Genomic DNA, 12,742 nt, shown 5'->3' on the forward strand with positions numbered 1-12,742 from the left:
TCGTATGGAGGAACTTTCCCTCGGCGTTCCCGAACCGATTCTCGATCGACTGCCGGCCGACGACGAGAGCGCGGCCGCCGACATGCAGAAAGCGGTCGCGGGCTGGGAAGACCAGCTCAACCGACTCCTCGAGGCGGCCGACGACGAGCGCGAGGCAGCCGGGCAGGTGCTCGAGGTGATCGAACGGTTCGAGGAGCGCTACGAGACGTACGACGCGTTCGTCCCCGAGTTGCGGGCGTGGGGACAGTCTCCGATCTACGCGATCGCGTGGCGAACGCTGTACGCCGACGTGATCGCCCAGATTCACGAACACGACGAACTCGGCGAGCACCTCGATCGGGAGCGAAACGCACGAATCGTCGAGGACGGGATCCGACTGCAGGATCGGTAGCGGCTCCCGATCGACAACTGTGTTTTCATAAGCCATCTATATGGTCCGACATAGCCATAATAACGCCAGGTAGCCGTCAATAGCCCGGATAGATGCCTGAGTTACTAACCGGTGACATGTATGTGTGGAAAACATTTTTGTAGTCGCACTCGAGAGATCCGTTCGTGGCAACGACGACCGACGGGCCTCCGACCACCGAGGCCGGCACGCTCGATCTGACGACGCGCGTGCGTCGTCGCGTCCTGCCGGCGCTCCACCGGATCAAAGAGCCCCTCGGCGGGTACGCGATCTGTCGGCAACACCCCAACGAGTACGTCGGCACCCTCAAGCGCGGGCTGGACGCCGTCAGGTCGACCCTCGAGTCGATGGCGTTCGAGAGAGAACCGATCGCCGCCCTGAAAGTTCACGACGACGGGCGGCTCTCGGCGGGCAGTTGGGTTCGACGCGAGTCGTCGCTGGCGACGTGGCAACTACACGTCACCCTGTTTCGGACCGACAGCGGGGCTGTCGAGGTGTTCGCCCATCGTGAGTACTCGTGGCTCCGCCACCCCTACAAACACTATACGCAGGACGGATGGGACATCCACGGCGGCGTCGAGCGGATGCGGTCGCTGCTGTCGGACCGCGGGATTTCGTTCTGGATCGAGTGAGCCAGCCGCGGTGTTCCGGCGCTCGGATCGAGGCCCACCAGCCGATGGCCGTCCTCCCAAGCGTTCAACTGCCGTGGCTGAGTACGGGGTGTATGGAGTTTACTGTCTCCCGTGCGGGGACGACACTCGTTACGCTTCACGGTGGATCCGACACGACCGCCTGTGACGAGGCGACGACGTCACTCGCGGACGCCCTCGAGTCACTCGCTGCCGACGGGACAATCACTGACTGGGAAATCACGGACGCGGACGTGTACGAACATCCGACCGCGCCGTTTGACCCGTACACGATCACGCTCGAGTTTACCGTGACGGTCACCGTCGTGGCCGACGACACCGACGAGGCGACCGAGATCGGAGCGACGGCGATCGACGACGCGCTGGGCGCGGCCGGTGTCGAGTCGGTCACGTATACGTCGTCGCCGGCGGCATCGACGGCGTGAGCGTGGTGTCGCTGTGTGGGCTCCCCCGACAGGACTGATCGACCGGTTATCGCTTGGACTTATGCCGTCCGGACACGATTGTGACGTATGGAAATCGATCTCCGGTTTTTCGCGACCTTCCGTGAGGCCGTCGGGGAGAAAGAGCGAACGCGAACGGTCGACGACGACGCCACCGTCGGCGACGTACTCACTGCGCTCGAGTCCGACTACGAGGGCCTCGAGGGGCGACTGCTCGAGGACGGCACGATCCGACCACAGCTGAGTGTACTGAAAAACGGCCGAAACGTGGTGCACATGGCAGGTGCCGAGACGCGGTTGGACGCCGGCGACGTCGTGTCGGTGTTTCCGCCGGTCGCGGGCGGATAACGCGGCCGAATCAGCGCGGCGACGAAAGCCAGTTTCCCCAGTATTTTCATCGATTCGGAACGAATCGCGACTATGCTCGATACAGTCGTCGAGTTCGTCCTCGAGTTAGGGGTCGATGTGCTCATCGACCGCAACGACGACCGGACGCTGGGCCAGCAGCTCTGTCTCTTCCTCGGCATCGTGGTCGCCGTGCTCGCGATCGCCCTCGCGATCGTCAGCGGTCCACTGTACGGTCTCGGTGCGGGAGTCATCGCGCTGGCACTGCTCGTTTGCGGTGCGTGACCGGCCCGTCGGCTGGTGGTCGCGTCGTCCGTGGCGGCCGCGCCGGTTTCGAGAGCGCTTTAGGCCTCGTTCGACTCGAGACGAACGTGATGGAAACCGACGGCAGCGACGGCGATCGCGGCCACGGCGGCCGCGCCGGGAAACCGGCGGACGAGCAGGCTGGCGAGCGTCCGACAACGGCGGGTGCCGCCGGCCGCGAGGCGGTGACCTTCGAGTGGGACGGGATCCGTGCCGGATTCTTCACCTGTCTCCCGATCGCGCTCGGCGTCGGCGGGTACGGCGTCGCCTTCGGGGTGCTCGCTCGTAGGGCCGGGCTGAGCGTTGCGGAGGCGACGCTGATGAGTGCGACCGTTTTGGCCGGTGCCGCCCAGATCGTCGCCGTCGAGCTCTGGGCGGACCCGCTCCCCGTCGCGACGATCGTCCTCGCGACGCTCGCGATCAACCTGCGGTACTCCCTGATGGGTGCGGCGCTGGGTCCGTGGCTCGACGAACTCTCTTCGATCCGGAGCTACGGGAGCCTCCTGTTGATGGCCGACGAGAACTGGGCGCTGACGATGCGCGAGCTCACGTCCGGCAGCGGGCGCGGCGGGTTCCTCTTCGGGACCGGTATCGCAATCTGGGTGTTCTGGGTCGCGTCGACGATCGTCGGAGCGACTGCCGGGGGTGCGATCGGCGATCCGGCTCGATACGGCATCGACTTCGTCCTCGCGGCGGTCTTCGTCGCGCTCGCCGTCGAACTCTGGGAGGGGCGCTCGACGCTCGTCCCGTGGCTCGTCGCGCTTTCGACCGCCATCGTCGCGGCGGCGGTCGTCCCGGGCCAGTGGTACATCCTGCTTGGCGGCTTCGCGGCCGCCGCCGTCGAGGTGATCCGCTATGATCAGTGAGGATGCTCTCGCGCTCGACCCCCTGATCGTCGGTGCGATCCTCGCGATGGCACTCGTGACGGCAGCGACGAAAGTCGGCGGCTTCTGGTTCCTCCGCCGGATCGAGGTGAGCGAGCGACTCGAGGCGGGATTGGCGGTCCTGCCGGGAGCGATCGTGATCGCGATCCTCGGGCCGGAACTGGCCGGCGGCGGCCCGGCGGAATGGGGTGGGGCCGGCGTCGTCTTGCTCGTCATGTGGCGAACGGAGAACATCCTGCTGTCGCTGTGTGGCGGTGTCGGGGCCGTGGTCCTGTTTCGGACGCTACTGTGAGGCCGACCGATTACCGACGAACGCGAATTTATCCGTCCGGCGATCGAATCGTCGGTATGGCAACCCGTATCAGTCGGTCTTTTCGGGGCATCTCCGAACGGCTCGTGATCCGCTATTTGACGAACCTGGGCGGGGAACAGGTCGCCGAGGACACCGTCGAAGGCGACGACTGGACGGCGACGTTCTCCTCGGCGACAGTCGATATCGGTCCGTCGTTGCAACTGACCGAGGTGACGATCGTCTTCGAGGGGGAAGAAGAGACGCTCGACCCGCTCGTCGAGCGGTTCGCACAGAAGGCGATGCGTGCAGGTGGGTAGATGGCGGGCGAGCCGATCGACGGGCAAGTGCTCGTGCTTACTGCAGCCAAGGCGAGCGTGGCCCCGACCAGGTTGCCCGACCTGATCGAACGCGCACAGGTCGCGTTGAAGCCGGCGATAGAGCGGTATCGCCGGGAGTACGAGCGGCTCTACGCGGACGACGAGATCGAGGTCTTCCTCGTCGACTGGGGCCACTGGGACGAGATCGGCGACGGAATCGACGTCACTGACCGGGAACTGTCGGCCATCCGGCGCGCACACGAGGAGCAACTGAAACGGATCGGTCGGCGCATGGACCGCGAAGCCGAGTTCGAAAGCGCACTCGAGATCCGAGAGCCGGTCGTAATCGGGACGAGCGAGGACGATCCCGTCGATGGCGGCACGGAGAGCGGACTCGAGTAACGCGACGGTCGGGCCGGAGCGTCCAACTCACCGTCCCGCGCTTCTCGCGGTCGATGGCAACTCTAAAGATCATGATTCTCCTTTGGAAAACCACCCAGACGATGGCTATCGACCAGGAAACCGAGATGACGGACGCGGAGATCGACGATTTCCTCAGTCGTCACGAGACTGGGGTGTTGTCGCTCGCGCGGACGGACGACCCCTATGCGATCCCGATCTCGTACGGCTACGACGACGACGACCGAGTGTTCTACATGCGGATGGTGTCGACCCCCGACAGCGAGAAGCGCCAGTTCCTCGAGTCCGCGCCACAAGCGCGGCTCGTCGTTTACGATGATGCCGGCTCGACGTACCGGAGCGTCATCGCCACGGGCTCACTCGAGAGCATCGAGCCGTCGGAGCTGACGGCGGGCCAGATCGCCCAGTATGGGGATACGAAACGGCCGCTGTTCGAGATCTGGGCCGAGGGAAAGGAGGCACTGAACATCGAACTCTACCGGCTCACACCGGCATCACTCGACGGACGGCGGACTGAAATCGATCGCGAGGAGTGAGACGGGACGGTCGGACGCGGAGACTCGATGGCGAGGGAGTCACTTCGTCTGTTGTTCGGTGGCGAACGCCGAGGACGTAACCGACGAACCACAGACCGGACAGCCGTGTGCCAGCGTGGCCTCGCGCATCGATTCGTTGACTTCGATCTCCTGCCCGCATTCCGGGCACGTAAACTCGTATCTACTCATATCAGGGGATGAGCCGTGTCAACCGTCGGTTGTCTACCGTATAGCTGCACGTCCAGTATATATAGGGTTGCGGTTCAGTACCGCCGTCCTGTAGGTTCCGATACGTTCATACGGCTCGAGTCAGCGCTCCGTCCACAGTCCGGTCTCGCCCTGGCTCGAGCCCGCAGGTCGGAGCGACTATTCGTGATCGAGGATGGCGTCGAGGAGCTTCGTCTGGGCCGCAGCGAGGTGCTCTGTGAACGTCGTGCCGGTAATGTCGAGTTCGGCGGCGACCTCGCCGGCGTTGGCGCGTTTGGGGTGTTCGAAGTAGCCCATCCGGTGGGCCGTCTCCAGGACCTCGGTCTGGCGGTCCGTCAGCAGGCTCCGGTCGACGAAGACGAGGTTTCGTTCGTCGTGGTCCTGTTGGGACTGGAGCAGCCGCTGGACGTCGAGGTTCGCGTAGCGATCCCGCAACTCGCCGATGATCGCCTGCAAGCCGTGCATATCCGGCGCGTGGAAGGTCAGATAGAGCGCCGCCCCCTGCGTGCGGACGTCGACGACCGGACAATCGTGTTCCTCGATACACTCGCAGGGACAACCGCGGCCGAGTTCGCGCTCGAACCGGTAGACCGTGCTCGAGCCGTAGGAAAAGATCGCCGAGAGCTCCACATCGACGTCGAACTCGTCGGGGTAGGTCTCGGCCTCGAGCAGGAACTCCTCGGTGACGCGCTCGGGCGTGGATGGACTGGTGCTCTTCGAAACCGAGTGGACCCGTCCGTTCGTCTCGGCGGAGGCCTGTCCGACGACGCAGTCGGGCGGATCGTCGATTTTTACCTCCGCTCGAATCCCCGAAACCATACGCTACCGTTGTGAGGGCCGGACCCTAAACTCTGTGTCTGTGGAATGATAAACTCTCACATGATGGCTGTGACCTCGAATCCGTCATACGGTTTGCTGGCCCGATGTCCCGGTTGAACCGCAGGGCGGTCCCGGTCCCCCCGGCACTGACGGACAGGAGACCGTATCAGGGGATCGATCCGGTACTCCGATGGAAGCGTCGCCTTCCGTCTTCCCGGACGATTCCCCGCTGGGTGGAACCGAGCCAGTATACGCACCCCAATATAAAGCACCCTGTATTTATTGGGCGTTATTTGGAGGGGGCAGGGTTGGTAATAGAGGATACAAGATGCCCACGACGAACCCTGACGCGAGCGACGGTCGGACGCGAGGCTGGCAAACCGACGACCCCATCGACCCGCAGGCCGTTCTCGCCGCGCTGGACGACGACGCCTGTCGCGCCATCCTCGAGGCGACGTCCGGAGAGTCGCTGACCGCGACGGAACTCTCCGAGCAGTGTGAGATCCCGATGTCGACGGCATACCGGAAAGTCGAGAAGCTGACGGAGGCCGACCTGGTCGAAGAGAAGGTTCGGATCAACACCTCCGGCAAGCACGCGACCGAGTACCGCAAGAACTTCGACGACGTGCTCGTCTCCATCGCCGACGGGGGCGGGATCGAGATCGAGATGACGAGCCCGGAGCCCGACACCGAGTCGGTGTCGACCGCCCCGATCGCCGGTGACTGATCGAGGCTGCGTTCGCAGCCGAACGGTGCTCGCCGATCCGCTCAGGTGATTTCGTTTCCGGTCCCGGAGCCGACGACAGCTCCGATTGCTGCTGATTCGTTTTCCGCTCGATTCGAGTCCGACGCCGGACTCGAGACGCGACAGGGACGTTGTGCCGCTCGATTCGGATTTCCCGCTGGTTACTCGGAGACCGACCTCAAACGCCCGCGCCCGCGCCTGTACTGCTACCGAGTTCGAGGACGAACGTGGCGATGACTGCGGCGACGACGACGAGTGCGGGGACGTACAGCAGGGCTCCGATCACCGCAGCCACGACGGCCTTGCCGGTCGAGAGGTCGTGGAACGCCGCAAGCGCTTTGATCTGCAGATACCAGCCGTACAGCCCGAGCGCGAGGTTGACGATCGGAATCCACCACAGTCCGTGGCGGACGATCGCCGGGAACGCGTAGGCCTCGAGGGTCGTCGCGACGCCACGCTTGCCAAACGCCATCGCCACGAGATGGACGAGCAACGCCTCGATAACGGCTCCGAGCCACGTTACGAGACCCAGGCCGAGGATGATCAGCCCGCCGAGCGCTGCAGTAGCCGGCGACGAGACGTTGAGCAGTATGGACAACACTGCGGGGATGAGCATACTCACCAGGGACGTAACGAGCAGGAACTGTAGCGGGTACCCGACCCCGTGTTTTTCATTGTATTGACTGAAAAACGTCCCGGGGTCGTTGATCATATAACCGCTGACACCTTTCCACTGTTGTAAGAGATTCATACGCCAGGATAACAATAAGACAATAAAAATATACTGGATTCCTGTAACGTTTGCAAGAACTCTTTAGTATACTTACAGATAGGCAGTCAGAACGCCGACCGACGCGACGATCGGAGCCGAAACTGACAGACAGGCTAGCAGTGTCGAACGACGCTCGAGGCGACGACCGCGAGTCGTTGACTGCAACGGAGGGGTCCAAACGGTATCCGCCCCCGACGGTACGGGTGAGCTACGAGCCGCTGATCCGGGTCACGCCGTCGGTTCTCGGGGGTTGGGAACCTGGGTGACCCGTTATATGTCCGCCAGCGATAGGTCCCAATACGTCCGCCTCTCCGAGGTTACGAACTATCGATGAGCGATACCCGACAGCAGATTCAGGCCCGCATCGGCACGAACGCCGGCGTCCATTTCAACGAACTCGTCAGGGAGTCCGACTTCGCGCCGGGACAGGTCCAGTACCACGTCCGTCGACTGCTCGATGACGACCGACTCGTTCGCGAGGAGTTCTACGGTCGGACTCACTACTACCCGCCCGAGTACGACGAGTGGGAACGAGCCGCACTGGCGTTGTTCCGTCGGGAAACGGCCCGCGAGATCGTCGTCTACCTGATCGAGCACGAGCCGGCCGCACCCGATGATATCACCGCCGCCCTCGATATCGCCCGGAGCACGCTCGAGTACCACCTCGATCGACTGGTCGATCACGACCTCGTCGAGAAACGCTACGACGAACGAAACCGCGTGACCCTCGAACTCGCGGCACCCGAAGCGACGGGTCGGCTGCTGGCGACGGTGACGCCGACGGTTCCCGATCGACTCCTCGATCGGTTTACGCGGCTCGTCGACGAGTTGCTCGCGGGAACCGACGAGTAACGCGGCACCGTCGGGCCGCCGTCCGTGACTTCTTCCACGCCGAACGGCGTGTGTTTGCGCTGGACCCTGTCACTGCATTCCCGGATCGTTCCCGAGTCGGTCGTAGTGGTTGTTCATGACGTCGAGCGTCGCCATCAACGCGCCGAGGACCACGGGGCCGTAGAACAGACCCATGACGCCGAAGGCGTACACGCCGCCGAGAACGCCGAGGATGATGACGGCAGGATTGAGTTCCGCGTACCGATCGACGACGAGCGGCCGGAGGTAATCGTCGGAGAGTCCGACGACGATCATGCTGTACACGAACAGCACTCCCGCAAGTAACGGTTCACCGGTCAGGAACAGAAAGATCACCGCCGGCCCCCAGATCAGGAACGACCCCACGAGGGGGATCAACGAGAGGACGATCATGATGACGGTCCAGAACGCGGCGTTGGGGATCCCGGTCGCGAGGAGTCCGAGCCCGGCGATGCTCCCCTGTACGATCGCGATCAGGACGTGACCCGCGAGGACGGCCCACATCACCTCGTCGAGGCGCTGGTAAAAATCGTCCTGGACGTCGTCCGGAAGCGGCGTCAGCTCTCGCATCCATGCCACCAGATCGTCGCCGTCTTTGAGCAAGTAGTAGAGCAGAAAAACCGCGAGACCCACCCCGATCAGCACGTGTGTCACCGTGCTGAACCACTCGGTCGATCGCTCGAGGGCGACCGTGCCGACGTTCTGTGCGGCATCGACGAGCGCCGAGGGGAGATCGACGCGTTGGCCGGTCTGCTCTTCGATCGCCCGCTCGAGTTCGCTCAACTCCAGCGAGTCGGTGTTGACGGTCTCGAGGAGCCGCCGGGCGTCGCTGGCAACCGCGATAACGACGACGATCAGCGGGACGACGAAGCCGGCGACCGCGAGGGCAACGAGTGCGACCGCGGCGATCGACGGTCGGACTCGCCGTTCGAGGCGTTGCTGAACCGGATAGAGGACGTACGCGATGAGGATCGCCCCGAGAACGTACTGGGCGAACGGCACCACGAGCAACAGCGAGAGGTACGCAAAGAGGGCGATGAGGACGAGGAGAAACCCCTTACTGAGATTCACAGCCATTATTTTTGTGTTAGATCGCATAAAACCACGGCTTGAACCTGTCCTCTGACCGGACTGTCGTGTGTACCCGTCACACGGCTTCAAGGGCTTGGTTCGTGAACTACTACCCGAATGTCGACTCAGCTCGATCCCCTCTCGCTGTCGGCCGATCTCTTATATACGGTCAAGACCGAGGGCGATGCCGACCCGTTGCGAGAGCACCTGGCGGCACTCGAGCGGTCACAGCTAGAGCGGGCGCTCGTCGATCGCGAGCGAAAGCTCGCGTTCTGGCTCAACTGCTACAACGCGTACGCACAACTCCTGTTGGAGGAAGAGGAGCCGGCGCTGTTCGACGGTGGACTCCTCGATCAGTGGAAGTTCTTCGCCCGCGATCAGATTCCGGTGAGTGGCGTCTGGCTGAGTCTCAACGACATCGAACACGGGCTGCTCCGCAGCTCGAAACAGCCGTGGGGGTTTGGCTATCTCCCCCGGCTGTTCCCCTCGTCGTTCGAGCGGCAGTTCCGCCTCGCGGAGTGCGATCCCCGGATTCACTTCGCGTTGGGTCACGGGGCCGAACACTGCCCGCCGATCGCGGTCTACTCGCCACGTGACGTCGACGAGGAACTCGATATCGCGATCGAGTGGTTCCTGGAGGAGAACGTTACCTACGATCCCGAGGCCGATACCGCGACGGTCCCGCGGCTGTTCCGACAGTATCGTGGTGATTTCGGCGGGACGCGAGGCATCGTTCGCTTTCTCCGGGAGTACAATGCCGTGCCGGCCGAGACGAGGCCGTCCCTCGAGTACGAACGGGTCGACCACTCTGCGGAACTCGACGTCGATCTGGAGGGCGACGACATTCGAGCCGACTTCTCCCACGACTGATACCCCGGCGTTCCCGTTTTGAGTACTGCACACGCAGAAACGGCTGCAGTGGCACGGAGCGTTCCGCGTTCGCACGGAACCAGCGTGTGCGAACGCCTCCAGCCCGTGGAGGATCAGTTTTATGGACTGTTGGCCGAACCACCGTGTCGTAATGATCGTCATTCACGCGAGTTTTCCGATCGATCCAGACCGCCGCGAGGAGGCACTCGAGTCGATCGAGCACCTCGTCGCCGAATCACGACAGGAACCCGGACTGATCGACTACCGAGCGGCGACGGACGTCTCCGATCAGAACGTCGTTCGCTTCTTCGAACAGTACGAAGACGAGGAAGCGTTCGGCGCACACACCCAGACGGACCACTTCCAGGAGTTCGAGGCGGCGCTGCCGGAGTTGCTCGCCGGCGAACCCACGGTCACGAAGTTCGAGGTCGACTCGGCGACGGAACTCGAGCTCTGAGTGACTCGCCTGCCGTCGTTCGACGAGACGGCGCTCTCACCGGACGAAACGTCGGCAAAACAGCGTCGCCAGCGAAATTCAGTCCGCTCGCCGTCGCGATCAGTCCGCGGAGACGTCTTCTTCGTCGACGTCGACCGCGGTCGCTTCCTCTTCGGCGACTTCCTCGGGGTGGGCCTCGAGGGTGGTCTTCTGGATCTCGACGCGTCGCAGCGGGTAGATCGTCTTTGCCTCGCCGTAGATGGCGGAGGAGAGACGACCCTCGACGACGCTGTCGACGAGTTCCTCGAAGGAGCGCTCCTCGGCGGCCTCCTCGATCATCTCGACCATCTGCTCGCGGATGGCCTTCTCCTGGCTCGCGTCGGCCTTCTTGGTCGTGAACGCGACGGGCTGGATCTGGACGCGGTAATCGTCCGTCGTGAGGACGGTGACGTAGGCCTCGATCTTGGAGGCACCGCGGCGGACCAGCGAGCGCAGGTAGTCACGGGTCAGGGAGTGTTCCACGAACTCCGTGTACGCGCTGTCGCTGCCGACGTCGTTGATCTTGAAGGTGAGCTTCGTGTTGTTCTCGCTTGCGTTGTTGTTGAGTTCGCCGAGCGTCGTCTCGAGCGTTCGGCCGTAGACTTTCTCCGGTTCGTCAGCGGGGGTTTCGCCGAGTTCCTGGCGGTCGAACTGTTCGGGTGCCAGGACGGTGTACCACCGCTTTTCCTGTTTCGCACGTGAAACTGATCGTTCACTCATTGTGTGTTGTGTCTGAGTCGGTATCGTGATCGGACACAGGTCCCGTGTCCGTCGGTTGGTCGCCCTGTACGGCTCGTGCCTGCGACGCGACGTCGATCGCGACTTCGAGGTTGACGACGTAGTCGTCGACCGTCGACTGGAGACCGCTCGTCGTCTCGCGGTCGATCCGCGTAACGAGTCGACCTGTGGTGTCGTCACCTTCGGTGTCGTCCCGCTCGACGGTCGTCGTCATCTCGTCGGTGTTGTCCGGGCTGATCGCCCGCGCGACGAGCGCCGCGTCGTCGTGTGCCGTCCGAATCGTCGCTCGCCGGCTCATAGTCGCTCCCTCACGGTTGCGATGATCGTCGATTCGTCCACGTCGAGGTTGTCGAGGTCGTATCGAAGGTAGCCACGTCGGTGGCCGATGTCGTATTCGACGCCGGCGGTGGCCTCGAGATCGTCGTCTCCGTCCGTCGTCGACTCCGTCGCCGCGAGTTCGCGGGCGACGCCCTCGAGGGTCGCGCCGAGGGGGGTCGCCTCGCGCGTCGCGATCGCCGCCTCGCCCCGGCCGCCGTCGGACCCCGTCCGATCGCTCGAGGGATCGTCTCCCTCGCTGACCACGAGGACGGTCGGTTCCGGCGACCGGGAGGCCGCCACAACCTGCGCGACCGCTTCGACGGGGCCGTCGTCGATGCCGACGACGAACAGCCCGTCGTAGCGGCCGGTCGACGCGCCCGCGAGCGCATCGTGAGCGCGGCGTCCGTACTCGCGCCAGACTTCGAGGGCGAGTTCGTGGACGTCGTGTCCCATCGCGAGGGCCGTTCCGGTGCCGGGTTGGGTCCGTGCCAGCGCCTCGAGTACGTCGGCGAAGCCGCCGACGGTCGCGAAGGCGTGCTCGGGCGTCGCGTACGGCCGTAGCGCCCGCCCGATCGTCTCCGCGGCGGCGTCGGTCGCCTCGTCGGCACCGACGGCGTCGAGGGCGACCAGCGAGCCGATCGCGCGATGGGCGTCCGCGTCGAGCGCGTCCGGATCGCCGTCGACGACGTCCGAAAGCGCCTCGCGCGTCGCGTCGAGGTCGCCCGACCACGGCGCGCACAGACGCGTCGAGTGGGCGACGCCGTCGACCGGATCGGCGGTCGGTACCGCGACGCCCGGTCGTCGCTCGAGGAGTCCACGTTCGCGGGCGGTCTCGAGGAGCCACTCGCTCTCGCCCGCACCGGGTTCGCTCCCGCCGGCGACGACGCCGGCGAGTGCGAGCACCGGATCCGGGGTCGAACCGAGTTCGCGGACGAGGTCGACGGCCTCGAGGGTCGCGGGGCGATCCGTCGCCGCGAGCTGGAGTCGGTCGTCCTCGGCGGTGGTCGCGTCGGCGGTCCCGACGACGACCGTCACCTCGTCCTGACTGGTCGGTTCGCGAACGCGTTCGGTTCGCTCCGCGACCGTCCGACCGACCGTCACCTGGAACGGCGTCTCGCTGGCCGCGAGGGCGCTCGCGAGGAGCCCGCTCGCTGCGAGCCCGTCGCCGTCCGCGCGGGCGACCACGCGGACGAAGCCGGCGCTCTCGAGTGCGCTCGTGGCGGCTGCCGGCTCGACGACTCGACCCTCGGTGGACATA

The 12,742-nt window shown here is 64.5% G+C and carries 21 protein-coding genes; 14 read left to right on the forward strand and 7 right to left on the reverse strand.

What is annotated here, in order from left to right; genetic code table 11:
- Positions 1-4 precede the first annotated feature (4 nt).
- From J0X27_RS12565 to J0X27_RS12610, 10 genes are all read left to right on the forward strand, one after another.
- Positions 5-391, forward strand: coding sequence for a DUF7971 family protein (locus J0X27_RS12565; protein ID WP_097380320.1), 387 nt, complete (start codon positions 5-7; stop codon positions 389-391).
- A gap of 164 nt (positions 392-555) precedes the next feature.
- Positions 556-1,041, forward strand: a complete 486-nt coding sequence (locus J0X27_RS12570; protein ID WP_207269524.1) for a hypothetical protein — start codon at positions 556-558, stop codon at positions 1,039-1,041.
- A gap of 92 nt (positions 1,042-1,133) precedes the next feature.
- Positions 1,134-1,484, forward strand: coding sequence for a hypothetical protein (locus tag J0X27_RS12575; protein ID WP_207269525.1), 351 nt, complete (start codon positions 1,134-1,136; stop codon positions 1,482-1,484).
- 87 nt (positions 1,485-1,571) lie between these two features.
- Complete coding sequence (locus J0X27_RS12580; protein WP_207269526.1) at positions 1,572-1,850, forward strand: ubiquitin-like small modifier protein 1; 279 nt, start codon at positions 1,572-1,574, stop codon at positions 1,848-1,850.
- Positions 1,851-1,922: 72 nt separating this feature from the next.
- Positions 1,923-2,132, forward strand: coding sequence for a hypothetical protein (locus J0X27_RS12585; protein ID WP_207269527.1), 210 nt, complete (start codon positions 1,923-1,925; stop codon positions 2,130-2,132).
- An 89-nt stretch (positions 2,133-2,221) separates the two neighbouring features.
- Positions 2,222-3,016 carry an AzlC family ABC transporter permease gene (locus J0X27_RS12590; RefSeq protein WP_207269528.1) on the forward strand — a complete coding sequence of 265 codons (795 nt, stop codon included), beginning with the start codon at positions 2,222-2,224 and terminating at the stop codon, positions 3,014-3,016.
- A complete protein-coding gene (locus J0X27_RS12595) occupies positions 3,006-3,326 on the forward strand; it encodes an AzlD family protein (protein ID WP_207269529.1) in 321 nt (106 codons plus the stop codon). Before J0X27_RS12590 ends, J0X27_RS12595 begins: the two co-directional genes overlap by 11 nt.
- Before the next feature lie 56 nt (positions 3,327-3,382).
- Positions 3,383-3,643, forward strand: coding sequence for a MoaD-like domain-containing protein (locus tag J0X27_RS12600; protein ID WP_097381641.1), 261 nt, complete (start codon positions 3,383-3,385; stop codon positions 3,641-3,643).
- Positions 3,644-4,045 (forward strand): DUF8048 family protein, encoded by a 402-nt coding sequence (locus J0X27_RS12605; protein ID WP_207269530.1) that lies wholly within the window; start codon positions 3,644-3,646, stop codon positions 4,043-4,045.
- A gap of 101 nt (positions 4,046-4,146) precedes the next feature.
- Entirely contained in the window at positions 4,147-4,599 is a 453-nt protein-coding gene (locus tag J0X27_RS12610; protein ID WP_207269531.1) for a pyridoxamine 5'-phosphate oxidase family protein, read from the forward strand.
- Positions 4,600-4,638: 39 nt separating this feature from the next.
- Here J0X27_RS12610 and J0X27_RS12615 read toward each other — a convergent pair whose 3' ends face one another.
- Positions 4,639-4,788 carry a DUF7560 family zinc ribbon protein gene (locus J0X27_RS12615; protein ID WP_097380312.1) on the reverse strand — a complete coding sequence of 50 codons (150 nt, stop codon included), beginning with the start codon at positions 4,786-4,788 and terminating at the stop codon, positions 4,639-4,641.
- A gap of 177 nt (positions 4,789-4,965) precedes the next feature.
- The gene (locus J0X27_RS12620) at positions 4,966-5,625 is read right to left on the reverse strand and encodes a helix-turn-helix domain-containing protein (RefSeq protein ID WP_207269532.1); all 660 of its coding nucleotides are present in this window, start codon (positions 5,623-5,625) and stop codon (positions 4,966-4,968) included.
- Positions 5,626-5,953: 328 nt separating this feature from the next.
- Here J0X27_RS12620 and J0X27_RS12625 point away from each other — a divergent pair, with 328 nt between their 5' ends.
- On the forward strand, positions 5,954-6,352 hold the full coding sequence (locus tag J0X27_RS12625; RefSeq protein WP_207269533.1) for a winged helix-turn-helix domain-containing protein: 399 nt from the start codon (positions 5,954-5,956) through the stop codon (positions 6,350-6,352).
- 196 nt (positions 6,353-6,548) lie between these two features.
- Here the strand turns inward: J0X27_RS12625 and J0X27_RS12630 are convergent, their stop codons facing one another.
- Positions 6,549-7,121, reverse strand: a complete 573-nt coding sequence (locus J0X27_RS12630) for a YIP1 family protein (RefSeq protein ID WP_207269534.1) — start codon at positions 7,119-7,121, stop codon at positions 6,549-6,551.
- 351 nt (positions 7,122-7,472) lie between these two features.
- Here J0X27_RS12630 and J0X27_RS12635 point away from each other — a divergent pair, with 351 nt between their 5' ends.
- The gene (locus tag J0X27_RS12635) at positions 7,473-7,994 is read left to right on the forward strand and encodes a winged helix-turn-helix transcriptional regulator (RefSeq protein ID WP_207269535.1); all 522 of its coding nucleotides are present in this window, start codon (positions 7,473-7,475) and stop codon (positions 7,992-7,994) included.
- A 69-nt stretch (positions 7,995-8,063) separates the two neighbouring features.
- On the opposite strand, the gene J0X27_RS12640 is transcribed toward J0X27_RS12635, so the two are convergent.
- Positions 8,064-9,083, reverse strand: coding sequence for an AI-2E family transporter (locus J0X27_RS12640; RefSeq protein WP_207269536.1), 1,020 nt, complete (start codon positions 9,081-9,083; stop codon positions 8,064-8,066).
- 117 nt (positions 9,084-9,200) lie between these two features.
- Between J0X27_RS12640 and J0X27_RS12645 the strand changes: the two genes are divergently transcribed.
- On the forward strand, positions 9,201-9,953 hold the full coding sequence (locus tag J0X27_RS12645; RefSeq protein WP_207269537.1) for a DUF547 domain-containing protein: 753 nt from the start codon (positions 9,201-9,203) through the stop codon (positions 9,951-9,953).
- Positions 9,954-10,104: 151 nt separating this feature from the next.
- Positions 10,105-10,410, forward strand: coding sequence for a putative quinol monooxygenase (locus tag J0X27_RS12650; protein WP_207269538.1), 306 nt, complete (start codon positions 10,105-10,107; stop codon positions 10,408-10,410).
- A 99-nt stretch (positions 10,411-10,509) separates the two neighbouring features.
- On the opposite strand, the gene J0X27_RS12655 is transcribed toward J0X27_RS12650, so the two are convergent.
- From J0X27_RS12655 to J0X27_RS12665, 3 genes are read right to left on the reverse strand one after another with little or no spacing between them, the layout of a single operon-like run.
- On the reverse strand, positions 10,510-11,148 hold the full coding sequence (locus J0X27_RS12655; protein ID WP_207269539.1) for a 30S ribosomal protein S3ae: 639 nt from the start codon (positions 11,146-11,148) through the stop codon (positions 10,510-10,512).
- Positions 11,141-11,464: a KEOPS complex subunit Pcc1 gene (locus J0X27_RS12660; RefSeq protein ID WP_207269540.1), complete on the reverse strand. Its 324-nt coding sequence runs from the start codon at positions 11,462-11,464 to the stop codon at positions 11,141-11,143. The genes J0X27_RS12655 and J0X27_RS12660 overlap by 8 nt, the downstream gene beginning before the upstream one ends.
- Positions 11,461-12,741 (reverse strand): exonuclease, encoded by a 1,281-nt coding sequence (locus J0X27_RS12665; protein ID WP_207269541.1) that lies wholly within the window; start codon positions 12,739-12,741, stop codon positions 11,461-11,463. Before J0X27_RS12665 ends, J0X27_RS12660 begins: the two co-directional genes overlap by 4 nt.
- Position 12,742 lies beyond the last annotated feature (1 nt).

The organism is Natrinema longum (assembly GCF_017352095.1).
Taxonomy (GTDB): domain Archaea; phylum Halobacteriota; class Halobacteria; order Halobacteriales; family Natrialbaceae; genus Natrinema; species Natrinema longum.

Excerpts from the sequence above, each read along its gene's own strand:
- J0X27_RS12635 (WP_207269535.1), top strand. The coding sequence starts at position 7,473 with ATGAGCGATACCCGACAGCAGATTCAGGCCCGCATCGGCACGAACGCC.
- J0X27_RS12645 (WP_207269537.1), top strand. The coding sequence starts at position 9,201 with ATGTCGACTCAGCTCGATCCCCTCTCGCTGTCGGCCGATCTCTTATAT.
- J0X27_RS12615 (WP_097380312.1), bottom strand. The coding sequence starts at position 4,788 with ATGAGTAGATACGAGTTTACGTGCCCGGAATGCGGGCAGGAGATCGAA.
- J0X27_RS12665 (WP_207269541.1), bottom strand. The coding sequence starts at position 12,741 with ATGTCCACCGAGGGTCGAGTCGTCGAGCCGGCAGCCGCCACGAGCGCA.
- J0X27_RS12595 (WP_207269529.1), top strand. The coding sequence starts at position 3,006 with ATGATCAGTGAGGATGCTCTCGCGCTCGACCCCCTGATCGTCGGTGCG.
- J0X27_RS12585 (WP_207269527.1), top strand. The coding sequence starts at position 1,923 with ATGCTCGATACAGTCGTCGAGTTCGTCCTCGAGTTAGGGGTCGATGTG.
- J0X27_RS12630 (WP_207269534.1), bottom strand. The coding sequence starts at position 7,121 with ATGAATCTCTTACAACAGTGGAAAGGTGTCAGCGGTTATATGATCAAC.
- J0X27_RS12605 (WP_207269530.1), top strand. The coding sequence starts at position 3,644 with ATGGCGGGCGAGCCGATCGACGGGCAAGTGCTCGTGCTTACTGCAGCC.
- J0X27_RS12655 (WP_207269539.1), bottom strand. The coding sequence starts at position 11,148 with ATGAGTGAACGATCAGTTTCACGTGCGAAACAGGAAAAGCGGTGGTAC.
- J0X27_RS12580 (WP_207269526.1), top strand. The coding sequence starts at position 1,572 with ATGGAAATCGATCTCCGGTTTTTCGCGACCTTCCGTGAGGCCGTCGGG.
- J0X27_RS12575 (WP_207269525.1), top strand. The coding sequence starts at position 1,134 with ATGGAGTTTACTGTCTCCCGTGCGGGGACGACACTCGTTACGCTTCAC.
- J0X27_RS12610 (WP_207269531.1), top strand. The coding sequence starts at position 4,147 with ATGGCTATCGACCAGGAAACCGAGATGACGGACGCGGAGATCGACGAT.
- J0X27_RS12660 (WP_207269540.1), bottom strand. The coding sequence starts at position 11,464 with ATGAGCCGGCGAGCGACGATTCGGACGGCACACGACGACGCGGCGCTC.
- J0X27_RS12620 (WP_207269532.1), bottom strand. The coding sequence starts at position 5,625 with ATGGTTTCGGGGATTCGAGCGGAGGTAAAAATCGACGATCCGCCCGAC.
- J0X27_RS12650 (WP_207269538.1), top strand. The coding sequence starts at position 10,105 with ATGATCGTCATTCACGCGAGTTTTCCGATCGATCCAGACCGCCGCGAG.
- J0X27_RS12590 (WP_207269528.1), top strand. The coding sequence starts at position 2,222 with ATGGAAACCGACGGCAGCGACGGCGATCGCGGCCACGGCGGCCGCGCC.
- J0X27_RS12565 (WP_097380320.1), top strand. The coding sequence starts at position 5 with ATGGAGGAACTTTCCCTCGGCGTTCCCGAACCGATTCTCGATCGACTG.
- J0X27_RS12600 (WP_097381641.1), top strand. The coding sequence starts at position 3,383 with ATGGCAACCCGTATCAGTCGGTCTTTTCGGGGCATCTCCGAACGGCTC.
- J0X27_RS12625 (WP_207269533.1), top strand. The coding sequence starts at position 5,954 with ATGCCCACGACGAACCCTGACGCGAGCGACGGTCGGACGCGAGGCTGG.